Annotated in this window: 19 protein-coding genes; 13 read left to right on the top strand and 6 right to left on the bottom strand. The window is 62.1% G+C overall.

Going from position 1 to position 23,539, the window contains the following annotated elements; genetic code table 11:
- Positions 1-127 precede the first annotated feature (127 nt).
- The 3 genes from J5M56_RS26645 to J5M56_RS01235 form a co-directional block, all read right to left on the bottom strand.
- Positions 128-376: a hypothetical protein gene (locus J5M56_RS26645; RefSeq protein ID WP_225915523.1), complete on the bottom strand. Its 249-nt coding sequence runs from the start codon at positions 374-376 to the stop codon at positions 128-130.
- A 79-nt stretch (positions 377-455) separates the two neighbouring features.
- A complete protein-coding gene (locus tag J5M56_RS01240; RefSeq protein WP_207869175.1) occupies positions 456-920 on the bottom strand; it encodes a hemerythrin domain-containing protein in 465 nt (154 codons plus the stop codon).
- Positions 921-1,040: 120 nt separating this feature from the next.
- On the bottom strand, positions 1,041-1,898 hold the full coding sequence (locus J5M56_RS01235; protein ID WP_207869173.1) for an SDR family oxidoreductase: 858 nt from the start codon (positions 1,896-1,898) through the stop codon (positions 1,041-1,043).
- 196 nt (positions 1,899-2,094) lie between these two features.
- Between J5M56_RS01235 and J5M56_RS01230 the strand changes: the two genes are divergently transcribed.
- From J5M56_RS01230 to J5M56_RS01205, 6 genes are all read left to right on the top strand, one after another.
- Entirely contained in the window at positions 2,095-2,619 is a 525-nt protein-coding gene (locus tag J5M56_RS01230; RefSeq protein ID WP_060479031.1) for a hypothetical protein, read from the top strand.
- A 442-nt stretch (positions 2,620-3,061) separates the two neighbouring features.
- On the top strand, positions 3,062-5,035 hold the full coding sequence (betT, locus tag J5M56_RS01225; protein ID WP_186476926.1) for a choline BCCT transporter BetT: 1,974 nt from the start codon (positions 3,062-3,064) through the stop codon (positions 5,033-5,035).
- A 183-nt stretch (positions 5,036-5,218) separates the two neighbouring features.
- Positions 5,219-6,331 carry a mechanosensitive ion channel family protein gene (locus J5M56_RS01220; protein WP_060479029.1) on the top strand — a complete coding sequence of 371 codons (1,113 nt, stop codon included), beginning with the start codon at positions 5,219-5,221 and terminating at the stop codon, positions 6,329-6,331.
- Positions 6,332-6,514: 183 nt separating this feature from the next.
- Positions 6,515-8,062: an AMP-binding protein gene (locus J5M56_RS01215; protein WP_207869171.1), complete on the top strand. Its 1,548-nt coding sequence runs from the start codon at positions 6,515-6,517 to the stop codon at positions 8,060-8,062.
- A 15-nt stretch (positions 8,063-8,077) separates the two neighbouring features.
- Positions 8,078-9,241 carry an acyl-CoA dehydrogenase family protein gene (locus J5M56_RS01210; RefSeq protein ID WP_207869169.1) on the top strand — a complete coding sequence of 388 codons (1,164 nt, stop codon included), beginning with the start codon at positions 8,078-8,080 and terminating at the stop codon, positions 9,239-9,241.
- 66 nt (positions 9,242-9,307) lie between these two features.
- Positions 9,308-10,618 (top strand): MFS transporter, encoded by a 1,311-nt coding sequence (locus tag J5M56_RS01205; protein WP_207869167.1) that lies wholly within the window; start codon positions 9,308-9,310, stop codon positions 10,616-10,618.
- Here J5M56_RS01205 and J5M56_RS01200 read toward each other — a convergent pair.
- The gene (locus J5M56_RS01200; RefSeq protein ID WP_186476930.1) at positions 10,603-11,565 is read right to left on the bottom strand and encodes a LysR family transcriptional regulator; all 963 of its coding nucleotides are present in this window, start codon (positions 11,563-11,565) and stop codon (positions 10,603-10,605) included. The genes J5M56_RS01205 and J5M56_RS01200 overlap by 16 nt on opposite strands.
- A gap of 151 nt (positions 11,566-11,716) precedes the next feature.
- On the opposite strand from J5M56_RS01200, the gene J5M56_RS01195 reads away from it, so the two are divergent.
- Positions 11,717-13,054 carry a DUF1329 domain-containing protein gene (locus J5M56_RS01195; protein ID WP_207869165.1) on the top strand — a complete coding sequence of 446 codons (1,338 nt, stop codon included), beginning with the start codon at positions 11,717-11,719 and terminating at the stop codon, positions 13,052-13,054.
- 34 nt (positions 13,055-13,088) lie between these two features.
- Here J5M56_RS01195 and J5M56_RS01190 read toward each other — a convergent pair whose 3' ends face one another.
- Entirely contained in the window at positions 13,089-15,047 is a 1,959-nt protein-coding gene (locus tag J5M56_RS01190; RefSeq protein ID WP_207869163.1) for an alkyl sulfatase dimerization domain-containing protein, read from the bottom strand.
- 103 nt (positions 15,048-15,150) lie between these two features.
- Positions 15,151-16,050, bottom strand: coding sequence for a LysR family transcriptional regulator (locus J5M56_RS01185; RefSeq protein ID WP_207869161.1), 900 nt, complete (start codon positions 16,048-16,050; stop codon positions 15,151-15,153).
- Positions 16,051-16,149: 99 nt separating this feature from the next.
- Between J5M56_RS01185 and J5M56_RS01180 the strand changes: the two genes are divergently transcribed.
- The 6 genes from J5M56_RS01180 to J5M56_RS01155 all read left to right on the top strand — a co-directional run bounded on the left by J5M56_RS01180 (position 16,150) and on the right by J5M56_RS01155 (position 23,502).
- Complete coding sequence (locus J5M56_RS01180; RefSeq protein WP_207869159.1) at positions 16,150-17,388, top strand: 3-hydroxyacyl-CoA dehydrogenase; 1,239 nt, start codon at positions 16,150-16,152, stop codon at positions 17,386-17,388.
- A complete protein-coding gene (locus tag J5M56_RS01175; RefSeq protein WP_207869157.1) occupies positions 17,385-19,172 on the top strand; it encodes an acyl-CoA dehydrogenase C-terminal domain-containing protein in 1,788 nt (595 codons plus the stop codon). Before J5M56_RS01180 ends, J5M56_RS01175 begins: the two co-directional genes overlap by 4 nt.
- 43 nt (positions 19,173-19,215) lie before the next feature.
- Entirely contained in the window at positions 19,216-20,379 is a 1,164-nt protein-coding gene (locus J5M56_RS01170) for an iron-containing alcohol dehydrogenase (protein WP_186476936.1), read from the top strand.
- A 2-nt stretch (positions 20,380-20,381) separates the two neighbouring features.
- Complete coding sequence (locus J5M56_RS01165) at positions 20,382-20,816, top strand: thioesterase family protein (RefSeq protein WP_207869155.1); 435 nt, start codon at positions 20,382-20,384, stop codon at positions 20,814-20,816.
- Positions 20,817-21,038: 222 nt separating this feature from the next.
- Positions 21,039-22,889: a DUF1302 domain-containing protein gene (locus J5M56_RS01160; RefSeq protein ID WP_207869153.1), complete on the top strand. Its 1,851-nt coding sequence runs from the start codon at positions 21,039-21,041 to the stop codon at positions 22,887-22,889.
- Between the two features lie 103 nt (positions 22,890-22,992).
- Positions 22,993-23,502, top strand: coding sequence for a hypothetical protein (locus J5M56_RS01155; RefSeq protein ID WP_207869151.1), 510 nt, complete (start codon positions 22,993-22,995; stop codon positions 23,500-23,502).
- Positions 23,503-23,539 lie beyond the last annotated feature (37 nt).

The raw sequence follows: 23,539 nt of genomic DNA, 5'->3' as shown, positions 1-23,539 counted from the left end.
AGCCTAGCCAGTGCCAACTGCGTCCAGAATAGGACGGATCTCAATCTGCTAGGGCCAGCCTGCAGCGCTGCTGATTAATGTGCGCCCTGGTGTAGCTGCGCGGTATTTGAAGGTGCCATCAATGGTTTCATCTCACGGCCTGCAGTTGGGAATTCTTTTTCCACCCACGCAAGTTCATGGCGCACAAACACAACTGCAAGATGATCAATGCCCACGCTTGAGCGTGCCAACCCCAGGCGGCCCACAACACGTTGCTTGCAATGAAGCAGCTAAAACCAACTTTGCGCCGGCCAGGGCGGCGTGAGCCGATACACCAGGCGGCCAGCACCGTCATCAGCATGGCCGGCCACTCCAAAAAGTTTATCCAAAGTTCCATGACGCTGTTCCCAAGTCGCTGCTCGATCGCCCATCAAGCTACCTGCCAGCCTGGCGTATGCTGGCAGGTAACCGCTCGACTAGGCTGCCCGCTGCTCACCCTTGAGCATTTTCTTCTGCACTTCCATGGCCTGCCCGAGCTCTTCGAGCATGTCCTTGCCTAGCAGCTTCTTGGCAGTAGGGAACAGCTCGCTTTCTTCCTCCTCGATATGATGCTCGAGCAGTTCTTTAATGACCTTGACGCGCCCTGCGAATTCGACAGTGCCGGTTTCGGTATGCAGCAGGTCCGGCAACACCAGTGCATCGACCGTGCGGTGTTCCTCCTTGGCCTCGTAGTACATCTTGGCTTCTTCCTTACCGCCGGCTTGCTTGATGGCTGGGTAAAGAATTTCTTCTTCAAGGGTGGTGTGAATCTGCAGTTCCTGCTCGATCTTGTGCAGCAGATCCGCACGTTTCTTGACGGCCCGCTCCGTGGTGGTGGAAAGCTCTTCAAGCAGTTTCTTCACAAGCTTGTGGTCTTGGATCAGTAAGTCGATAGCGTTCATGGCGTTACCTCGTCACAGATTGATTGATGAACTTGCCGCAGGTTAGTGCCGCGCCGGTGGCACGGTTCAGCGCAGCCGGTCGCTGGCGGTTTGAGCGCCAGCGACACTGTGCGAAGTACGTTAAAGAATCGGCTTACCGCCGGTCACGGCATAGCGGGAGCCACTGATGTAACTGGCTTCGTCCGAGCCCAGCAACACATAGATCGGTGCCACCTCCACCGGCTGGCCTGGCCGCCCCATTGGGTAGCCTGACCCGAAGTTCTGTACCGCCTCATCGGGCATGGTTGCGGGGATCAGTGGCGTCCAGATCGGACCAGGTGCGACGCTGTTCACCCGTATGCCTTTTTTGGCCAGTAACTGGGCCAACCCGGCAGTGAAGTTGGCAATCGCGCCTTTGGTGGTCGCATAAGGCAACAGGCTTTGGGAAGGATCGTCGGAGTTGACCGAACTGGTATTGATGATCGAACCGCCTTTGGGCATGGACGGCAGCGCCGCCTTGCAAATCCGGAAGATGGCAGTGATGTTGATATCGAAGGTTTTCACCCACTCATCATCATCGATTTCTTCCAGGGTCTCATGGGACATCTGGAACGCTGCGTTGTTGACCAGGATGTCTATGCGCCCAAACTGGTTCACGGTCTTCTCGACGATGTCGTAGCAGTGCTGCTTCTGGGCGAGGTCCCCGGGTAGCAACAGGCAACGACGGCCTGCCTGCTCGACCCAGCGTGCGGTTTCCTGGGCGTCGTCGTGCTCATCCAGGTAAGCGATGGCCACGTCAGCACCTTCACGGGCATAGGCGATGGCTACCGCGCGCCCGATGCCGCTGTCCGCGCCTGTGATCAGGGCAATTTTGCCCTCCAATCGGTTATGGCCGATGTATGACTGCTCGCCACAGTCAGGAGCCGGCTGCATCTTGCGTTGTGAGCCCGGCACGCTTTGTGGCTGCGAAGGGAAGGGCGGGGTAGGGAATTCACGCATGATTCGAGCTCCTGTAGTTGAGAACGCACTCACAGGTTTCGAGAAGCCTTGCCGGGACGTGTTTGGTTCAATCGGCGCATCGAGCGACGAGCGGTCAATTGAACCGATTCGATTGAATTTGCAGCCTCACCCTTGTTCTACCGAGGTCAGACTCAAGCCCTTTTCGTGGCTTGGGCGCAAATTTGCGGAGCAGCAAGTGCCTCGAATCATCACCCCAACCACCCCTGAGCACGAAATCGACGAGCACGATGCCAGGATGTTTGGTTCGCCCAAGGAGCGTCTGGATTTCTATCGGCGTGAAATTCAATACGAAACCAGCATCCTGGCCAACCGTACCGATGCCTACCTGGCGGCGCAGTCCTTCTTGGTTATCGCCTTTGTTTCTGCCATGGGCAACCTCAACGATGGTTGGGGGGAAATGTTCACGCTGATAGTGCCAGCGTTTCTTGCTTTGCTGGGTGTACTCAGCTCACTCAACGCCTGGCCGGGTATTCGGGCGGCGTACAGAATCATCGATCACTGGCAGCTCAAGCAAAGCCACCTATTGCAGAGCGAGCCGTTAATGGGGCTGGCCTACGACGAGTCGCCGCTGTTCTGCGAGGCCGAGACTTCGCGTGCCGGGCATCGAAAATCGCTGCTGTTTTCGTTACGCACGCCTTGGATCTTTCTGGTGTTCTGGGTGCTGCTGGGCAGCTATTCGGTGTACATCCAGCTGGCCTGAACCCATGACCCTGGCCTTTGGATACGTTGCGCTCGCGCGTGGAAAAACCGCAGGCAAAAGAAAGCCCGCTGCTAGGCGGGCAAGGTCTATCACACGTAGGGATAGCTAAAGACTGCCGTAGCAGGCGTGAAAATTCAGTGAAAGCAATATCAATGAATTGAGAATGAGCTTGAACGACACAATCGCCTTGACCATGCCCACAAACAGGCCCACTGCGCGGCCGTCTTGGCTGGGCGTTAGCTCACAGCATGCAAGGATTGTCATAGAGCAGCTGCCGCTGGCATTCAAAGGCCAGTGTTTGAGAATTTATGCGGGTGGCGTTACGGTTTGAGGCATTTTCAAGCAATGACGGTTCAACGATCTGGCACTTCGTTGGTTGAACGCTGGTCCAAGTCATCTTTGGCACGCCGTGCACACCGTCACCAAAGGAGAACCGCCGCAAATGACTGCAGCACCAAAACCCAGGACCACGCTTAATCCTCCGGTCTTCTACACCAGCGCTCTATTGATATTTTTGCTCGTCGTGTATGCCACTGCTTTTCAGGCGCATGCCCAAGACCTGTTCGAAAGCGTCCAGAGCTGGATCATCACTAATGCCAGTTGGTTTTACATCCTAACCGTTGCGCTGGTATTGATCAGTGTGGTGTTCCTGGCGGTCAGTCGCTACGGTGACATCAAACTAGGTCCTGATCACAGCGAGCCGGATTATGGTAAAAGCAGCTGGTTCGCCATGTTGTTTTCTGCGGGTATGGGTATCGGCCTGATGTTTTTCGGGGTCGCCGAACCGGTGATGCATTTCACCATGCCCCCGGTCGGGGAGCCCGGCACCGTCGCCGCGGCACGTGAAGCGATGAAGATCACGTTTTTCCACTGGGGCCTGCATGCCTGGGCGATCTACGCAATGGTGGCGTTGATCCTTGCTTACTTCAGTTTCCGTAATGGCTTGCCGCTAACGCTGCGTTCAGCGCTGTATCCTTTGATTGGGGAGCGTATCCACGGCTCCATTGGTCATGCGGTCGACATCTTCGCCATTCTCGGCACAGTGTTTGGCGTTGCCACTTCTCTGGGCTATGGAGTGCTGCAGATCAACAGCGGTTTGAATCATCTGTTCGGCTTACCCATCAACGCCACGGTGCAGGTAATCCTGATTGCGGTAACTTGCGGCCTGGCCACACTGTCGGTCGCCAGCGGGCTGGATAAAGGCATCCGCATTCTGTCCGAGCTCAACTTGAGCTTGGCGGTGATCTTGATGCTATTCGTATTGATACTGGGGCCAACCGTATTCTTGTTGCAGACCTATATCCAGAACACCGGCGCCTATCTGTCGGATATCGTCAACAAGACTTTCAACCTCTATGCCTATGAACCGACCGACTGGATTGGTGGGTGGACCCTGTTGTACTGGGGTTGGTGGTTGTCCTGGTCGCCGTTCGTAGGCTTGTTCATCGCGCGTATTTCCCGCGGGCGTACCATCCGCGAATTCGTTTGTGGGGTGCTGTTCGTTCCGGCGGGTTTCACCTTGCTGTGGATGACGGTCTTCGGTGACTCCGCCATTCGGATGATTCTCAACGATGGGATACAAGATTTGGCTACCGTCGTTGGTCAGGACAGCTCGCTGGCGCTATTTGCCTTTCTTGAGCACTTCCCGTTTGCCACGGTCATTTCCCTGGTCGCGGTGCTGATGGTGGTGGTGTTCTTCGTCACCTCTGCAGACTCGGGCGCTTTGGTGGTCGATATGCTGGCCTCGTCGGGGCAGAGCCATTCGCCCCTATGGCAACGGATTTTCTGGTCGCTGAGCATGGGCGCCGTGGCCATTGCACTGCTATTGGCCAACGGCCTTAAAGCCCTGCAGGCTGCTACCATCGCCTCGGCCCTGCCGTTCGCAGCCATCTTGCTGATAGCCATGTGGGGGTTGTTCAAAGCTCTGAGCTTGGATGCCACGCGCCGCGGGCTGCGCAACCAGGCGCTACCTGGGCCTGGGCATGCCCGTCATCCCCACGGTGGCTGGCAGCGCCGCCTGCGCAATATCGCCATGATGCCGCGCCGTGCGCACGTTACGCGCTTCATCGCCGATGTGGTCAAGCCTGCCTGCGAAGAGGTCGCACTGGAGCTGCGTAAGCAAGGCTACGAGGTGGCCGTGAATGAGCGTGAGGATGGCCGGGTCGCCCTTGAGCTTTCCCATGCCGGGGAAGGGCGCTTCCTCTACGAGGTTCGTCCGCGCGCCTTCAATACGCCCAGCTTCGTCATGCGCGATACCGACGACAGTACCGATGGCCGCAAGTACTTCCGCGCAGAAGTGCACCTGCGTGAAGGCGGGCAGGACTACGACATCATGGGCTGGAGCCGGGACGATGTGATCGGCGACATCCTCGATCAATACGAGCGCCACCTGCATTACCTGCACGTGGTGAGTTGAGGCTTTATGCCACTTCGCGGTGCAAGGTGCAGTGACCCTCACGCACCTTGCACTGGCACACTTGGCTCGGTTCGATCCGACCGGCCATCGCTGAGCGGACATCCAATCGACCTCACGGGAGCATAGGGCGTCAGAGAAGAGGCATGTCCGCTTCAACTCAAACACTCAGGAGGCTTGCCACTCATGTACGAGCGCATCACCGACTTGGTTACGGACCACAGCGTGTTCGGTATATCAGTGCTCAATTGGCTGTTGGCGCTATGCGTTGCGGCTGTCACTTTCACGGTAGCGCGGGCTGCCATAGGCTTCATGCGGCGCCGGGTGGAGTCTACCGGGATGCTCAGCCAGGTGCTGGCCAAAGTCTTGGCCGGCACCAGCAACCTGCTGTTGTTGTTGGCTTCGCTGCTGGTGGGGCTAAGCATGCTCGACCTGCCTGAACGCTGGCTGGACAGGGTCAGTAGCCTGTGGTTCGTAGTGGCCGCCCTGCAGATCGGCTTGTGGCTCAACCGTGCCATCGCCCTGGGGCTGGTTCACTACATCACACGCCACGGCGGGCAGGGGTTGTACCAAGGCAGCGCCTTGGCGACGTTGTCGGCCTGGGGTGCCCGGGTGCTGCTGTGGTCGATCGTGGTACTGGCGATGTTGTCCAACCTGGGCGTCAACATCACCGCCTTCATCGCAAGCTTGGGTGTCGGTGGCATCGCGGTAGCACTGGCGGTGCAGAACATACTAGGCGACCTGTTCGCTTCGCTGTCGATTGCCGTGGACAAACCATTCGAAGTGGGAGATTTCATCGTCATTGGCTCACTGGCCGGCACCGTTGAGCATGTGGGACTCAAAACTACCCGTATCCGCAGCCTGGGTGGTGAGCAGATCGTCATGGCCAATGCGAGCATGATCAGCAGTACCATCCAGAACTACAAGCGGCTGCAGGAGCGGCGCATTGTCTTCGAGTTCGGACTGTCTTACGACACGCCCACTGAAGCGGTGAAAAAAGCCCCAGCCATCGTGGAGGAGGCTATCCGGGCGCAGGAACATGCACGCTTTGACAGAGCCCACCTGCGCGGGTTTGGCAAGGAGGCGCTGGAGTTCGAGTGCGTCTACATCGTGCAGGACCCTGGGTACAACATGTACATGGATATTCAGCAGGCGATCAATTTCCGCTTGCTCGAATGCTTTTCGCGCATAGGCGCCAGGTTCGCTGTACCCGTGCGCTCGATCAAAGTGACCGCGTTGCCCGAACTTAACGAAGCGTTTGAACCGCCGCGTAATAGCAAGGGCTACGGACGAGGCTGACCACCGCAGCACTGGCGCGCCGACCTAAAGCAACGGGTGCCGTACCCATCGGCACCCGTTCGCCAAGTGCGCCAACCGGCGCCAGCTAATAATGCTATGGCCGGCATCGGAATCTGGTATTACATCTGCCCGCCCACGGCTGTTTAGCATCGTCGATGTCTTCCTGTCGACGAGAACAACAACGTGAACCTTGGAAAGATCATAACCCGCAGTGCCCGCTACTGGCCCGAGCACATCGCCGTGGCGGACAGCCAGATGCGCCTGAGCTACGCCCAACTGGAACGCCGCAGCAATCGACTGGCTAATGGGTTGGGAACGCTGGGGTTGGCCGCTGGCGAGCATGTAGCGATTCTTGCCGCCAACCGCGTGGAGCTGGTGGAGGCTGAAGTGGCGCTGTACAAGGCGGCGATGGTCAAGGTGCCAATCAATGCACGCCTGTCTTTGGATGAAGTGGTGCGGGTGCTGGAAGACTCCTGCAGTGTTGCCGTGATCACCGACGCTCGCTTCGCCCAGGCGTTGGCAGCGCGGCGTCAGCAGTTGCCAATGCTGCGCCAGGTGATCGTGCTGGACGGGGATGGCGGTGACCTGAGCTATGCCGCGTTGCTCGAGCGTGGCAGCGATACCGCACTGGCACATGACCCGGCCGACGATGCGCTGGCCGTTCTGCATTACACCTCAGGCAGCTCCGGTGTGCTCAAGGCCGCCATGCTGTCGTTCGGTAACCGCAAGGCACTGGTGCGCAAAAGCATTGCCAGCCCAACCCGGCGTTCCGAGCCGGGCGACGTCATGGCCCATGTCGGGCCCATTACCCATGCCAGTGGCATGCAGATCATGCCACTGCTGGCAGTCGGTGCCTGCAACCTGCTGCTCGATCGCTACGACGACCGCTTGCTGCTGGAGACCATCCAGCGCGAACGGGTGACGCGCCTGTTCCTGGTACCTGCGATGATCAACCGTCTGGTGAATTTCCCAGGCGTCGAGCGTTACGACCTGTCCAGCCTGAAGCTTGTGATGTATGGCGCGGCGCCGATGGCACCAGCCTTGGTGAAAAAGGCCATCGAGCTGTTCGGGCCGATTCTTGCGCAGGGCTACGGGGCCGGTGAAACCTGCTCGCTGGTGACGGTACTGACCGAGCAGGACCACCTGGTCGAGGACGGCGACTACCGGCGCCTGGCCTCTTGCGGGCGCTGCTATTTCGACACCGACCTGCGGGTGGTCAATGACGCGTTTGAAGATGTGGCGCCTGGCGAGGTTGGTGAGATCGTGGTCAAAGGGCCCGACATCATGCAGGGCTACTGGCGGGCTCCGGCGCTCACCGCCGAGGTCATGCGCGACGGTTACTACCTCACCGGTGACCTGGCGACGGTCGATGACCAGGGTTACGTGTTCATCGTCGATCGCAAGAAGGAAATGATCATTTCCGGTGGCTTCAACGTGTATCCCAGCGAGGTGGAGCAGGTGATCTACGGCTTCCCCGAAGTGTTCGAAGTGGCAGTGGTCGGTGTGCCTGATGCGCAATGGGGCGAGGCGGTGCGTGCGGTGGTGGTGCTCAAGCCCGGTGCGCAATTGCAGGCGGCTGAGCTCATCGAGCGTTGCGCAGGCGCCTTAGCTGGCTTCAAGAAGCCGCGCGGCGTGGACTTCGTGAACGAGCTGCCGAAAAACCCCAATGGCAAGGTGGTGCGCCGCCTGGTCCGGGACACCTACTGGCAACACAGCGAACGTCGTATCTGACCTGGGAGCATCACCATGTATCAACCAAGTGCAAAAGCTGCGCAGATCATTGAATCGATCGAAGGTTTCGTCCGCGATCAGGTGCGCCCACTGGAGCAGCAAGCGCAGCTGGACTGGGCGCGCCCGCATTCGCAGTCTGTGCTGCGGCAGGTGTGGAAGCGTTCCAGCGAGCAGGGCCTGTATACCATCATGCTGCCCGAAAGCATGGGCGGAGCCGGCCTGAACGTGGCCGACCTGTGTGCGGTGAAAGAGGCCACCGTGCTGACCGGCTCGATGCTCGCGCCGCACGTGCTGGGTGAGCTGTCGGGACCACCGCGGGTCGGCCACCTGTTCAAGGTGGCCAGCCCCTATCAGGTCGAGACTTTCCTCAAGCCGGTGTGCCGCGCCGAGAAAGCGGTGTGCTTTGCCTTGACCGAAGCTGAGGCCGGTTCGGATGCGAGCGCCATTGCCACCCAGGCACAGCGCGATGGCGATCACTACGTACTGAGCGGGAGCAAACGTTACATTTCTGGTGCCACCTTTGCCGATTTGGCAGTGCTGCTGGCGGTGACCGGCCCAGGGCAGGGTGCCCAGGGTATCTCGGCATTTTTCGTCGACCTCAAGGCCCCAGGTGTGCGCATCCAGAGCGATTACTCGGTGATGTCCGGTGGCGGCGCCCACGGCGACATCGTGCTTGACCAGGTGCGGGTGCCGGCGGCCAATCTGATTGGTGAACAAGGGCAGGGGTTCAAACTGGCCATGGGTCGCATCACCCTGAACCGCCTGCTGCATTGCCCGACCCTGCTGGGGTTGGCCGGCCTGGCACTGAAGCTGTCGGTCGAGCATGCCCGCAGCCGCAAGCAGTTCGGTCAACCGATCGCGATGTTCCAGGCGGTCAACCATATGATCGCCGACATGGCCACCGAGCTGCATGCTGCACGCAGCATGGTGTACGCCACCGCCCAGTTGAATGACGCAGGGGGCGATATCCGCACCCAGGCGCCGATGTGCAAGCTGTTCGTGTCTGAGGCTGCGTTTCGCATCGCTGACAAGGCGGTGCAGGTACACGGTGGTGCCGGCTTGATGCAGGGGCATCCGGTGGAATGGATTTTCCGCGCCACCCGAATGATGCGCATCCTCACCGGCACCAGCGAGATCCAGCGCAATACCATCGCCAAAGGGGTGCTGATGCCCGCCTGAGCCACCGGCAGGCCGCAGTGGCGGCCTGTTGCCTGCATGCTGACAACAATAACAAGAGTATTCCCCATGACTGCGCATTCTTCATTGCCCAACCCCCGAACTGCCTGGCTGGTGGCCGCGCTGCTGGCGCTGCTGATGTTGATCAACTTTCTCGACAAGGTGGTGATCGGCCTGGTGGCGGTGCCGATGAGCCAAGAGCTGGGCCTGACGGCAACCGAGTTCGGCCTGATTGGCGGCGCCCTGCATTGGTTTTTCGCCCTCTCGGCGGTGATCGGGGGGTTCATGGCCAACCGCCGCCCCACGCGTACCCTGCTGCTGGGTATGGGTGTGTTCTGGGCGCTGATCCAGCTACCGATGCTGTTCGCCACGTCCCTATGGGCGATCATCGCCTGCCGCGTGCTGCTGGGTATTGGCGAAGGGCCCGCCTCGCCGGTCGCCACCCATGCGTTGTACAAGTGGTTCCCCAACGACCGGCGCAATTTGCCGGTAGCGCTGCTGCATGCAGGCAGCGCCATGGGGCTATTGGTGGCAGGCGCCATGATCCCTTGGGTAAGCCAGCATTATGGCTGGCGCACCAACTTCATCATCCTGGCCGTGATCGGGCTGGTCTGGTGCCTGTTGTGGTGGCGGTTGGGGCAAGAAGGCACCCTCGAGCGCTTGCGTGCCAGCCAGTTGCAGGCTGACGAGCCGGCCATCGCTTACCGCAAGTTGTTGAGCGACCCCAGCGTGCTGGGTAACTATCTGTGCCACTTCGCTGCCAACTGGTCATTGGCCCTTACTCTGACCTGGGTGCCCAGCTACCTGCAAGTGGGGCTGGGTATCGACCCGCTGCAGACCGGGCGGATTTTCGTCATGTTCGTGATCGTGACCACGCCTTTGAGCCTGCTGCTCGCCTGGCTTTCACAGCGCCTGATGCGCCAGGGCCTACCGTCGCGGCTGGCCCGTGGGGTGTTCGTTTCGGCCTGTCTGATAGTGGCTGGGCTGCTGTCGGCGTCGTTGGTACTGCCGGGGCTGAGCACCGTTGTGCGGGTCAGTGCGTTGACCTTCAGTGGTGGGCTGGCGTTGGTCATGTACTCGGTAGGGCCAGCGATGCTTGCCGAATTCACCCCCGCAGGCCAGCGTGGGGGCATTCTCGCCATGGGCAACGGCATCGCCTCGCTCGCGGGGTTGGCGGCGCCGGTAGTGACCGGTGTGCTGGTGCAAGGCGCGGGTGCCGCACACCCGGCAGGGTATGCCCAAGGCTTCCTGGTGTGCGGCGTGGTACTGGTGATAGCGGGATTGGCCGGCCTGGTCAGCCTCAACCCGCAGCGCACCTTGCAGCGCTTGCACGGGGCGGATGTGCAAGGGCGGCAGGTGCGGGCTCAAACCGCCAGCTGAACGCCCAGTACCGACTCCAGCGGCTGGGCTTGCCTGCCGATCAGCTCACCGCGCCATTGACCACTGTTGACCAGGTCGATCAGCACGCTGCGCACCAGGTCTCGCAGGCAACCGGCCGCGAACGACAGGGGCTTGTGCTGCGAATGCGCCAGGGCGATGGTGCGGCTGATGCTGGGTTCGACGATACGCCGCGCTGCCGTGGGCTCGAGCAGTTGGCTCAGTGGCGGCCAGTTGCTGATGGTCGCTGCAAACCCTGCGCGTACCAGGCTGGCGATGCCGGGCGCCGATTGCTGTTCGTAGGCGGCGTTCAGGGGCACACCTGCCTCCATGGCGGCTTGCTCGATGCGCCGGCGCAGGTGCAGCCCGCGGGGCGGCAGCACCAGGCGGGTGGCAATGGCTTCGGCCAGGGTAATGGTGTCGGGGGTACCGGGGGTTGAGCTGCCGACCCAGTACAACGCCTCGGTAAAGATCGGCTCGGCCTCGACATGGTCGAGTTCCTCGGCATTGGGCACCACCCCAAAGTCCACACGGCCCAGTTCGATAGCCTGGCCGCCTTCGCGGCTCAAACCATCCCACACCGTCAGCGTCACCCCGGGGAAGCGCTGCTCGGCGCGCCTGAGGATTTCTGGCAGCAGCAATTCGGCGGCAGTTGCCGGAATCGAAATGGCGACATGGCCCTTGGGGTCGCCACGGCTGGACTTGAGCTCGTCTTTCACCGAGTCGAGTTTCTGCACCACCTGGCGGGCAACTTCGTAAAGCTGGCGCCCCGCATCTGTCAGGGCGATGCCATCGTGCTGGCGGTCGAGCAGCTGCATTTCCAGCTCGCTTTCCAGCAGGCTGATCTGCCGGCTCAGCGCCGGCTGGGCTATGTAGGCACGACGCGAAGCCGAGGAGAAGCTGCCGGCTTCGACGATGGCGATCAGGTAGCGGAGCTGTTTCAAGGTCATTGCAGCAGATTCCAAGGGTATGCCGAACTGATATGGCACGTATCCGAACACGTTATTTGTGGGGTTCCAAGCGCGGCTCCTAGTATCACCTCGAAAGGGCGGGCCAAGGCAAGCCCGGCCGGCACAACACAACAACAAGAGGCCAACTGCGATGAAACCTGCCGCTTTGCTGCGCTGTATCCTGCTCGTCAATGCCAGCCTGCTGGCCCTGCACGCCCAAGCCATGCCTACACCCCAGGGCCTGACCCCGGTGGGCGCCGAGCGTGGGCCCAGCTCTGATGGCCGCATTCCGGCCTGGGACGGTGGGCTGCGCAGCGGGCAGGTGTCGCTGGCTTTCAATGGCACACCGCTGGACCCCTACGCCGACGAGCAGCCGCTGTACATCATCGGTGCCGACAATTACCGCCAGTACCGCGATCAGCTCACGGCCGGGCAGGTGGCCTTGATCGAGCGTTACCCCAAATCGTTTCGCCTGCCGGTGTATCCGTCGCATCGCAGCGTTGCCGTTGCGCCCCAGGTGCAGGCATGGGCCCAGCGCAATGCAGCCAGTGCAAGGCTGGCCAATGACGGCAATGGCCTGACGGGGTTTGCTGGCGTACTGGCATTTCCCTACCCAAGCAACGGTCTCCAGGTGCTGTGGAACCACCTGACCCGACCACGCAACGCCAGCTACAGCCTGGTTTCGGACAGCATCACCCCACGTGGCGATGGGCGCTACGCCACCATGAGCTTTCAGCAGACGTTCGCCCGCCCCGATGTGCTGCGCGATGGCGATCCGAGCACTGTGCTGTATTACCTGAGCTACCGCATGACCGCTCCGTCGCGGCTGGCGGGTGATGCCGTGGTACTGCACGAAACCCTCGACCAAGTGGCGCAGCCGCGCCTGTCGTGGTTGTACAGCAGCAGCCAGCGGCGAGTGCGACGTGCCCCTGCCTTGGCGTACGACAGCATTACCCCAGGCACGGCCGGCCTGCGCACTGCCGACAGCCGCGATATGTTCAACGGCGCGCCAGACCTTTACCAGTGGACCCTGGTGGGCAAGAAGACACTGCACGTGCCCTACAACAGCTATCGCCTGGCTTCGCCGCTGCTGGGTTACGCTGCGTTGATCGGGCCGGGCCATGTACGGCCGCAGGCCACCCGTTACGAGCTGCACCGGGTGTGGGAAGTGGTGGGTACGCTCAAACCTGGAGCCAAGCATATTTACGCCAGCCGCCGCTATTATCTGGACGAGGACAGTTGGGCCATCGTCGAAGCCGATTTCTTCGACCAGCAGGGCCGGCTGTGGCGCACGGCCCAGGCTCATAGTTATTACCACGTCACTGGCCAGGCTTTGGTCAACGCCATGGAGGCGATCTACGATCTGCGCACTGGCCGCTATCAACTCTCGGGCCTGACCAATGAACAGCCCAAGCCGTATACCTTCGACCTCGTCACCAGCGCCTCGCACTTCTCGCCCGGCGCGCTGCGCAGCCAAGGGCTGCGCTGACGCCTTATTGCTGTGGTCAAGGGGGGAGGTGGGTTCAGGGGGTGACGATGGCGAACCGGCCATCAGGCTCATCGAGCCCCCCCATGAAGCGTAGGAACTTGGCCCGTTCACCTGCGATGTCGATGCCCCCCAAGGTGGCCTCTTTGAGGAAACCTGTCTGTTTCAGAGCAATCTGGTCGAGGGTGGCCTTGCTCATCGTCACCTCGACATCGGCCCGTGGGTGGCGGGCCAGGTCGCGATGGGTGAGCACACCGTTGCGCAGGGTCAGGGCGTAGTCTTGGTCCAGGTCGCTGAAACGCCAGTTGATGGTCAGATCTTGCGCGGCGGCCTTGGCCGCATCCACACGTACACCCAGGTAATCGAAGAACGATGCAGGGGTCAGCGCGCGCACCAGGTCCTCGGCACTGCCGCCTTGGCTCGCGCCTGGCGCGACACCGTTGCGCAGCTCCTGCGCGCCGGTCAGGTAAGCATTGCGCCAGGTGGCATTCTCGCTCTGGTAGCCCAGCTGTTCCAGCGCATCGGCCTGCAATTGGCGGGCCTGCTGGTTGTCTGGCTGGGCGAACACCAGATGCCGAGTAAGTTCGGCGACCCAGCGGTAATCGCCATTGGCGTAGGCATCACCGGCCAGTGCCAGCACTCGCTCGGCCCCTCCCAGCGCTTTGACGTAATGGGCGCCGGCCTGGCTGGGTGGCAGTGGGTCCAGGGTGGCGGGGTTGCCATCGTAGAAGCCCATGTAGCGCTGGTATACAGCCCGCACGTTGTGGCTGAGCGAGCCGTAGTAATCGCGGCTATACCACTTGCTGGCCAGCCGTGGCGGCAGGCTGGTCAGCTCGGCGGCAATTTCGGTGGGGCCCAGGCCGCGATTGATCAGCCGCAGAGTCTGGCTGTCGATGAAGGCGTACATATCCCGCTGATCGGCCAGGTACTCGCGGATCGCTGCACCGCCCCAAGTGGGCCAGTGGTGCTGGGCGAACACCACCTCGGCCTGCTCGCCGTAGCGCACCAGCGACTGGTCCAGGTAATACGCCCATACCTTGGCATCACGCACCTGGGCCCCGCGCAGGGTCAGCACATTGTGCTGCACATGGGAGGCGTTTTCGGCCATGCACAGGGCCTTGAACTGTGGCAGCCACAGGTTCATTTCGGCCGGCGCCTCGGTGCCGGGGGTCAGCTGAAACTCGATGTTCACCCCGTCGATCTGCAGGGTTTGCAACGGTTGGTCGATCAGCTGCGTGGGGGCGATCAGGCTGACCGTAGCGTTGGCCGGCACCCCTTTGCCCAGCCCCGCATCCACCTGGCCGCGAGGCCCGCGTGGCAGGGGGGCGCCATACATGTACTGGGCACGCCGCTTCATTGCAGGGCCGGCGAGAACGTTCTCGCTGATGGCATGCTCGAAAAATCCCTGGGGGGCGATGACTTGGACCTTGCCCGCTTTGACATCGGCCTCGTCGATCACCCCCCGCACGCCACCGAAATGATCGACGTGTGGATGGGTGTAGATCACTGCCACAACTGGCCGTTGCGGGCTATGGCGTAGGTACATCGCCAAGCCCGCCCTTGCGGTCTCGACCGATAGCAGCGGGTCGACCACGATCAGGCCGTGCTCGCCTTCGATCAGGGTCATGTTGGCAAGGTCCAGCCCGCGTACCTGATAGATACCGTCGGTCACCTTGAACAGGCCGGCAATGCTATTGAGCTGAGCGATACGCCATAAGCTTGGGTTGACGGTGGCCGGTGCCTGGCCATTGAGAAAGGCGTAGCGCTGCAGGTCCCACACGGGTTTGCCATCGGCGTTGACCACTGCCTGGTCAACGGCCTCGAGCAGGCCCCGGCGGGCGTTGTCGAAATCGCTGCGGTCGGCGAACGGCAGGCGCTGCAACCACTGCTGGTTGATCTGGCGAGTCAGCGCGGTGGCCTCTTTGGCGGGCCCCTCGGCCAGTGCAGTGAATGGCAATGCCAGGGCCAGAAGGCAGGGCAATGATCGTAGGCGCATCGGGTGGTCCTTGTTGTTATGGGCTGGCGACCACTCTAAGGACAGAGGTCGCAGGCTAACCAATACCACTCTTGCATGGCGAGTCATGCCTTAATGCGATGGCTCAGCCGTGACCTACCTCCATGATCCGCGACACCAGCCAGGCCAAGGCCGGATCGTGCTGGCGGTGAGCAAGGTACACCAGCTCCAGCTCGAACGGCTCCAGGGCCAGCGGCAGCTCTAGCACCTGCAGCGGCAGCAGCTCTGCGAAATGCAGTGCCAGCGCCGTGGGTAGCACGACGCACAGGTCCGAGGTGGCCGCCAGGTGCGCTGCCTGCAGGTAGTTGGGTGTGGTGTAGACGATGCGCCGGGCCAAGCCCTGTTCGGCCAGCCACTGGTCGACCATGCCACGGGTCTGGCCGCCGTGTACCCACAGGTGGCGCAACCCCAGAAAGGTCTGCAGGTCGAGCGTGCCCTGCACGTCAGGGTGTTCCCTGCGCACTGCAACACGTAGGGTTTCGCGGCGCCACGTTCGTCGTTCATAACGTGCAGGGACCTCATCGAAGCGCCCCAACACCAGATCGAGTTCGCCACGGTCCAAGGCCTCGGCCGGCAGGTGTGGAGCCAGGTGCTGAACGTCGATGCGCAAATGCGGCGCCTGGGTCTGCAAGGTGTGCAATAACTTGGGCATGCACAACTGTTCTGCGAAGTCGGTCAGGGCAATGCGTAGTTGCCGGTGGCTGAGCTGTGGGTCGAAGGCGTTGCCGGTGCCCAGGGTTTGCTCGATCTGTTGCAGGGCGGCGCGAATCGGCCCTTCCAGGGCCAAGGCGCGCGGAGTGGGGCGCATGCGCCGGCCCACCCGCACCAACAGCGGGTCGCCCAGCAGGTCGCGCAGGCGCGCCAGGGCGTTGCTCACGGTGGGCTGGGTCAAAGCCAGGCGTTCTGCGGCTCGCGACACATTCTGCTCGCGCAGCAGCATATCCAGCACACGCAAAAGGTTGAGGTCGAAGTTGGCAATATTCATGTGGCAAATACATGCAATGGAAAATGAAAATTTCAAAAATAGTAGGGGGCTGACTAGGGTGGTGGCAATGCGCTAACAGAACAATCAGGAGCGTCACCCGTGAGTAATACCTACAACATTCGGCAGGCGGCGGTGATCGGCGCCGGCACCATGGGCCGCGGTATCGTCATCAGCCTGGCCCGCGCAGGGGTCGCGGTGACATGGCTGGACAACGACCCGCAAGCCATCACTGCAGGCATCGCGATGCTGGCCCAGACCTGGGCGCAGCAGGTAGCCAAGGGGCGCCTGCAAGCCTGCGAAGCCGACGCCTGCCTTGAGCGAGTACGCGCCGCCAGCACCTATGCCGAGCTTGCCGATGCCGACTTGGTGATCGAAGCGGTCTTCGAGAACCTGGCACTCAAGCAAGACATCTTCCGCACCCTGGACAGCACCCTCAAGGCCCAGGCCATCCTGGCCAGCAACACCTCGGCGCTGGACATCGATGCCATTGCCGCGGTAACCGGCCGCCCCGAGCAGGTGCTGGGCCTGCATTTCTTCAGCCCAGCGCATGTGATGAAGCTGCTGGAAGTGGTACGCGGGGCGCGTACCTCACCCGAGGTGCTGGACGCAGCTCAGGCCCTTGGCCTGCGGATGGGCAAGCAAGTGGTAGTGGCCGGCAACTGCCCCGGCTTCATCGGTAACCGCATGCTTGCCACCTATGTGGCCGAAGCGCGCAAGCTGCTGCTTGAAGGCGCCACGCCAAGGCAGGTGGACGAGGTGCTGCAGGCGTTTGGCATGGCCATGGGCCCGTTTCGCATGTATGACGTGGTCGGTATCGACTTGGAGTGGCGAGCGCGCCAGCTCGCCGGGAGTGGCATGGATGCACCGCTGGCGCAGGTCGACAACGCACTCTGTGGGCTGGGGCGTTTCGGTCAGAAGACCGGGCAGGGCTACTACCGGTATGCACCGGGCAGCCGTGAGGCACTGCACGACCCCGAGGTCGATGCCCTGGTGCTAAAAGTCGCCCAGGACTTGGGAGTGCGACGGCGCGAGATCGACGACGAAGAAATCCGCGAGCGTTGTCTGTTAGCACTGGTCAACGAAGGCGCGAAGATTCTCGAAGAAGCAGTGGCCGGTTGCAGTGCCGACATCGACCGCGTTTACCTCTACGGCTACGGCTTTGCGCCAGAAGTTGGTGGGCCAATGCGCTGGGCTGACCAGCAAGGGTTGGGGCTGATCTTGGCGCGGCTGGAGCGCCTGCAAGGCCTGTTCGGTGAGCACTGGCGTCCGGCCTCACTGTTGATGCGCCTGGCAGTGGCGGGCCGACAGTTAGCTGACGTGCGCGAGGGCCGGGTATGAATTACAACGCCCCCCTGCGTGAGATGTGCTTCGTGCTGCACGAGCTGTTCGACGTAACGGCCCATTGTGATCGCCTCGGTAACGAGCTGGACCGCGAAACCATCGATGGCATCCTTGAGCAGGGCGCGCGCTTCGCGGGCCAGGTGGTGGCGCCGCTCAACCGCCAGGGCGACGAGCAAGGCTGCCGCCTGGAGCAGGGCAGTGTGCGCACCCCCGATGGCTTTCGCCAGGCCTACCAGCAGTACGTGGAAAACGGCTGGGCGGCGATGACCGGCCCGCTTGAGTATGGCGGTCAGGGCCTGCCGCAGATGGTCGCGGCTTGTTTTCACGAAATGCTGATGGGCGCATCGCTGTCGTTTCGTATCTACAGCGGCTTGACTGAAGGCGCCGTGCTGGCCCTGTATCGCCATGGCAGTGCGGCGCTCAAGCGTGACTACCTGGGCAAGCTGGTCAGCGGCCAATGGGCCGGCACCATGTGTCTGACCGAGCCGCAAGCCGGCACCGACCTGGCGCTGCTGCGTACCCGCGCCGAGCCCCAGGGCGATGGCAGCTACCTGATCAGCGGCAGCAAGATCTTCATTAGCGGGGGTGAGCAGGACCTGACCGAGAACATCGTGCACTTGGTACTGGCGCGCCTGCCTGATGCGCCGACGGGTGTACGTGGCATCAGCCTGTTTCTGGTGCCCAAGTTCATCTGCACCGCTGAGGGTGAGCCAGGGCTGCGCAATGCCGTGACCTGCGGTGCGCTGGAGCACAAGATGGGTATCAAGGGGGCGGCCACTTGCGTGATGAACTTCGACGCCGCCCAAGGCTGGCTGGTGGGCGAGGCCAACCAGGGGCTGGCCTGCATGTTCACCATGATGAACGATGCGCGCTTTCAGGTCGGGCTGCAGGGCTTGGGTATCGCCGAGGCGGCCTTCCAGGGCGGGCTCGCCTATGCCCGCGAGCGCCTGCAATCACGCAGCCTGGCAGGGCCGGTGGCGCCTGAGCGCAGCGCCGACCCAATCATCTGCCACCCCGACGTTCGGCGCATGCTGCTGACCCAGAAAACCCTCACCGAGGGGTGCCGCATGCTTGCCGCGTTGACTGCCCAGGCACTGGCCCTTGAGCACGGCGCCGCCTTGCCGGAGGAACGGTTGGCTGCAGGGCGACGAGCGGCGCTGTTGATCCCGATCGTCAAGGCATTGCTCACTGACGTCGGGCAGGAGGTCGCAAGCTTGGGTGTGCAGTTGTACGGCGGGCACGGCTACATTCGTGAATGGGGCATGGAGCAACTGATGCGCGACAGCCGCATCACCCAGTTGTACGAGGGCACCAATGGCATCCAGGCGCTGGACCTGATCCGGCGCAAGGTGCTGGGCGATGGCGGCGAGCAGCTGCATCTGCTGATCGACCAATTGCTTGCCCAGGTAGGTGAGTGCCGCAGTGAGCCGCTCACCGGCATGGCCGAGGCAGTCAGCCAGCGCCTGCTGGAGTGGCGCAACTTGAGTGCCGAAGTCCTCGATGCCTGCCGCTGCGACCCGCAGGAAATCGGCGCGGTGTCGGTGGATTTTCTGGCTTACTCAGGCTACGTGCTGTTGGCTGCCTTGTGGCTGCGCGCTGCCGAGCGGGCCTGCGCGGCGCTGGCAGCCGGCAGCCCGGACTGCGCCTTCTACCAGGCCAAGGTGCAGGCCGCCACGTTCTACTGGCGGCGGATATTGCCGCGCGCCAACGCCCATTGCGAAGCGCTGCGCGGCGGCGCGCAGTGCCTGATGAGCCTGGATGAGGCGCACTTTGCCTTTTGAAGCAGCCTGGCTGTTCACCCATAACAACAAGAGGACCAGGATTATGCAGCCGTTCAGTTTTGCCACCACCGCCCAGCTGTTATGCGAACCGGGTGCTGCCCGGCGCCTGGCGCAACTTTGCCGGCAACGCGGCGTGCGTCGCGTGCTGATCGTGACCGACCCGGGCATCGTCAACTTGGGCATGCTCGACGACATCCTCCCGGGGTTCACCGAGCTGCAGCTCAGCGCGGCGATCTTCAGCGAGGTCAACGCCGACCCAAGCCACGCCTGCGTGCTGGCGGCGGTCAGCCGAGCGCGGCATATCGGTGCCGAACTGATCGTAGGCTTTGGCGGTGGCAGCTCCATGGACGTGGCCAAGCTGGTGGCGCTGCTGGCCCATCCTGACTGCGAGCAGACCCTGGAGGCGGTGTACGGTATCGATCAGGCCAAAGGGCAACGCTTGGGGCTGATTCAAGTGCCGACCACCGCCGGGACCGGCTCGGAAGTGACCCCAGTAGCGGTAGTCACCACCGGCGAGGCCGCTAAAATCGCGGTCATATCGCCGCTGCTGCTGCCCGATCTGGCGCTGCTCGATGCTGAACGCACCCTGGGCTTACCAGCTGCGATCACTGCAGCTACGGGTATCGATGCCATTGTGCATGCCATCGAGGCCACTACCAGCCAGTTCAGGCGTAATCCGCTGTCCAGCCTGCTGGCCAGAGAGGCCCTGGCGTTGTTGGCCGGCAACCTCGATCAGGCCGTGCACAACGGCGGCAACCTGGCCGCGCGCCAGGCCATGCTGCTGGGCGCCTGCCTGGCCGGGCAAGCCTTCGCCAATGCGCCGGTGGCGGCCGTGCATGCACTGGCCTATCCCTTGGGCGCGCGTTACCACGTGCCCCATGGGTTGGCCAACGCCCTGGTACTACCCCACGTGATGCGCTTCAACCAAGGCCATGCGTTCGCCGATTATGCCGCGCTGGCCCCAGCCTTGCTGGGCGAACGGCTGGTGCCAGGCGATGCCCACGAACTGTGCAGCCAGTTCATCGACGAGCTGGCGCAGCTGGCGCCGCGTTGCGGCCTGCCTACGCGCTTGCGGGACGTGGGGGTGCCTCGGCACAGCCTTGAGCTGCTGGCCGAGGATGCTTTGCAGCAGCAACGCTTGCTGGTCAACAACCCGCGCAAAGTCAGCCATGGCGACGCCTTGGCGATTTACCAGGCGGCGTTCTGAGCATGGCCAGGGAGCGCCCGCTGCGCGGTGCCTACCGATATTTTCAGCCGATCACCACACGCTGGCACGATAACGACCTCTATGGGCATGTGAACAACGTCGTGTACTACGGGTTTTTCGACACTGCGGTAAACACTTGGCTGATCGAGCATGCTGGCCTGGATATTCACCACGACCCTGTGGTGGCCTACGTCGCAGGGTCGGCCTGCGACTACTTCGCGGCTGTTGCCTTCCCGCAAGTTATCGAGGTGGGGATCAGCGTGCAGCGTTTGGGCCACAGTTCGGTGCAGTACGCCCTGGCCGTATTTGCCGCAGGGCACGACCATGCCAGCGCCGCGGGTCGCTTCACCCACGTTTTCGTCGACCGGCGCGACAACCGCCCGGTGGCCATACCGGCCAAGCTCCGCCGCGCCTTCGAGCGGTTGCTGCCGGGCTAGCCCAGCAAGCTTCGTTTCATGCAGGCAGTGGTCGTCTTGCCCACGTTTTCGATGGCCAAAGTAGCCATAACAAACTGGCATGGCATTGATCCGAAGACGCTATTTGTGAGGGTTATCGGCCCTGCCTGATACTCCACTTCACCGACACCGCCGGCCTGGGCGGCCGGCGCGTCCGCGCTGAACCCATCATTTTCCTCGCTAATAAAACAACAAGAGGTCAGAGTGAGCGCAACTATCCTTTTCTGCCGGCGCTGCGCGCCGCTGGCGGCTTATTGCTGCCTGCTTGCCACCCCCGTTGCGGCCGTAGAGTTCGATATCGGCCCGCTGCAAGGGCGGTTCGATTCGGCGCTGTCGTTCGGTACGGCCGTGAGCACTGCCAACCCCGACAAAAAGCAGTTGGCCTATGTCAACGGCAATGACGGGCGACGCAACTACCGGGCAGGCGACGTATTTTCTACCGTCTTCAAAGGTATTCACGACCTCGAACTGCGCCGCGACAACATCGGTGTGTTTCTGCGTGGGACCTACTGGTATGACAGCGCCCAGCGCGACCACAGCCAGCGTGCTGTGGACATCGACGACCATAACCGTCTGGTATCGGCGAAAACCGCTGGGGCCGAACTGCTCGATGCTTTCGCCTACGCGCTTTACGACATAAAAGGCGAGCCTGGGTCACTGCGGGCGGGCAAACAGGTGGTCAACTGGGGCGAGAGTTTGTTCATCCAAGGCGGCTTGAACGTCATCAACCCGTTCAACCAGGCCGCGATACGCCGCCCTGGCACGCAGGTCAAGGATGCCCTGGCACCGGTCAACCTGCTGTATGTGTCGCAGAACCTCAACCAGGCAGTGTCCTTGGACGCCTTTTACCAGCTGGACTGGGAACAGACGCGGCTGGACAACTGCGCCACGTTTTTTTCCGGCAACGACTTCATGCCACAGGGCTGCACGGGCCTGGATGTGGGTGGGGCGAATGTGACCACCCCAGCGGTGGCCCGGGCTCTCACACCCTTTGGCGTTACGCTCTCGCAGGAGGGCGTGCGGGTGCCACGGGGCAGCGACGAGGATGCGCGCAATGGCGGCCAGTGGGGGTTCTCCCTGCATGCCTACGTCGAGCGCCTGGACACCGAGTTCGGCCTGTTCTGGGCCAACTACCACAGCCGCTCGCCCTACCTGGGGACGGTAAGCAGCCGCTACTACGCCAACACCGGTTTCGCCAGCCAATTGTGCGGCAATGTGGGGGTGCCGCTGGCAAACTGCGGTGCATTTCTGGCTTCGAGCAACGGCCAGACCCTGGCCGGGGCATTGCGCATGGGCACCTCGCAATACCGCGCCCAATACCCCGAAGACATCCATCTGTACGGGCTAAGCTTCGCCACCACCCTGCGTAACGGTACTGCGCTGCAAGGTGAACTGAGCTACCGCCCCAACATGCCGGTGCAGCTCAACGGCAACGATATATTGCAGTCGCTGCTCAATGCTCAGCGCAGCCCACTGAACGGCGAAGGCTTGCGACCGGCAACCGACAGTACTCCGTTCGATGGCTATCGGCGCAAGGAAGTGACCCAGGCGCAGGTCTCGGCCATACAGGCGCTGGGCCCGATCCTCGGGGCCAGCCAACTGCTGCTGATGGGCGAGGTGGGCGCCACTTATGTCGGTGGATTGGAAGGGCGTTACGGGCCGCGATATGGCCGCAGCGGTGCCTACGGCAACGGCGAGCTGCCTGACAACAGCCTGTGCCAGGCCATATCCCGTAGCCCCGAAGACTGCAATGGCCAAGGCTTCGTCACGCCCTTTTCCTGGGGTTATCGCCTGCGCGCCACCTTGAGCTATACCGGCCTGATGCCGGGCATGGATATCCGCCCTAACCTTGCCTGGTCCCATGACGTCAGGGGTTATTCACCGGTAGACGGCTCAGCCTTCAACGAAGGCTCACGCTCGGTCAGCCTGGGGGTGGATGTGACGTTCGCCAGCCAGTATTGGGCAAGCCTGGCCTACACCGACTACCTGGACGGCGATTACGGCACCCGGGGGGACCGTGACTACATAGCGTTCAGCGTGGGCGCCAATTTCTGATCGGCCGGAACCTGCCAATGGTAAGCTGCATGAATCCGCAAAGTCTGTTTACCTGGCAGCTTCACCCACCGCTTGTGCGGCATGGTAGAGGCAAAGGATTGAAATGAGAGCGCGCATCCGCCTAACCCTCGCACTGCTGGCCGCGCTGGCGCTTGCCGCCTGCTCCAGCACCGGCACTGTCGAACCGCCCAGCCAGGCGTCTGTCAATACTGGCCGCTATCAGACCAGTGATTTGTACGGCCTCTGGTACTTCAACGCCGCACAGGGTACCTCACAGGTGCTGGCGCTGTTGCTGCTGAGGGCGGACGGTTCGGCAACCGACTTTCTGATCGTCAGTGACGAGCATGGCATGCAAAAAATCGTACAGCAGTCGACATGGTCGTATGACGCCGGGCGCAATGCCTTTGAGCAAAGGATCAGCGAAGTGTCCGTGCACAATGGCCCGGCTGCTGCCTCTGTTACTCACCCTCGTGAAGTGGTGCGCGCATCCGTCGAATGGGTGAAGCTCGACGACAAAGTGATGGGCATCAGATTCACACGCCAAGACGGTGAGGTCACCAGTTACCTCAAGGGCAGCGCGGCGATGCTTGAGAAGTTGAAGCAGATCAAGTAACCGGCAGCACAAACCCTGTGTCACTGTACGCAGCGCT

Origin of the sequence: Pseudomonas sp. 51_B, assembly GCF_017491595.1 — a bacterium.
Classification (GTDB): Bacteria; Pseudomonadota; Gammaproteobacteria; order Pseudomonadales; family Pseudomonadaceae; genus Aquipseudomonas; species Aquipseudomonas promysalinigenes.
Note: the sequence above shows the minus strand (reverse complement) of the source record. Positions and strands in the feature narration are given on the sequence as shown.

Bases quoted from the DNA above. Each gene is read 5' to 3' on its own strand.
- J5M56_RS26645 (WP_225915523.1), bottom strand. From the start codon at position 376: ATGGAACTTTGGATAAACTTTTTGGAGTGGCCGGCCATGCTGATGACG.
- J5M56_RS01240 (WP_207869175.1), bottom strand. From the start codon at position 920: ATGAACGCTATCGACTTACTGATCCAAGACCACAAGCTTGTGAAGAAA.
- J5M56_RS01235 (WP_207869173.1), bottom strand. From the start codon at position 1,898: ATGCGTGAATTCCCTACCCCGCCCTTCCCTTCGCAGCCACAAAGCGTG.
- betT (WP_186476926.1), top strand. From the start codon at position 3,062: ATGACTGCAGCACCAAAACCCAGGACCACGCTTAATCCTCCGGTCTTC.
- J5M56_RS01220 (WP_060479029.1), top strand. From the start codon at position 5,219: ATGTACGAGCGCATCACCGACTTGGTTACGGACCACAGCGTGTTCGGT.
- J5M56_RS01210 (WP_207869169.1), top strand. From the start codon at position 8,078: ATGTATCAACCAAGTGCAAAAGCTGCGCAGATCATTGAATCGATCGAA.
- J5M56_RS01205 (WP_207869167.1), top strand. From the start codon at position 9,308: ATGACTGCGCATTCTTCATTGCCCAACCCCCGAACTGCCTGGCTGGTG.
- J5M56_RS01200 (WP_186476930.1), bottom strand. From the start codon at position 11,565: ATGACCTTGAAACAGCTCCGCTACCTGATCGCCATCGTCGAAGCCGGC.
- J5M56_RS01195 (WP_207869165.1), top strand. From the start codon at position 11,717: ATGAAACCTGCCGCTTTGCTGCGCTGTATCCTGCTCGTCAATGCCAGC.
- J5M56_RS01190 (WP_207869163.1), bottom strand. From the start codon at position 15,047: ATGCGCCTACGATCATTGCCCTGCCTTCTGGCCCTGGCATTGCCATTC.
- J5M56_RS01185 (WP_207869161.1), bottom strand. From the start codon at position 16,050: ATGAATATTGCCAACTTCGACCTCAACCTTTTGCGTGTGCTGGATATG.
- J5M56_RS01175 (WP_207869157.1), top strand. From the start codon at position 17,385: ATGAATTACAACGCCCCCCTGCGTGAGATGTGCTTCGTGCTGCACGAG.
- J5M56_RS01170 (WP_186476936.1), top strand. From the start codon at position 19,216: ATGCAGCCGTTCAGTTTTGCCACCACCGCCCAGCTGTTATGCGAACCG.
- J5M56_RS01165 (WP_207869155.1), top strand. From the start codon at position 20,382: ATGGCCAGGGAGCGCCCGCTGCGCGGTGCCTACCGATATTTTCAGCCG.
- J5M56_RS01155 (WP_207869151.1), top strand. From the start codon at position 22,993: ATGAGAGCGCGCATCCGCCTAACCCTCGCACTGCTGGCCGCGCTGGCG.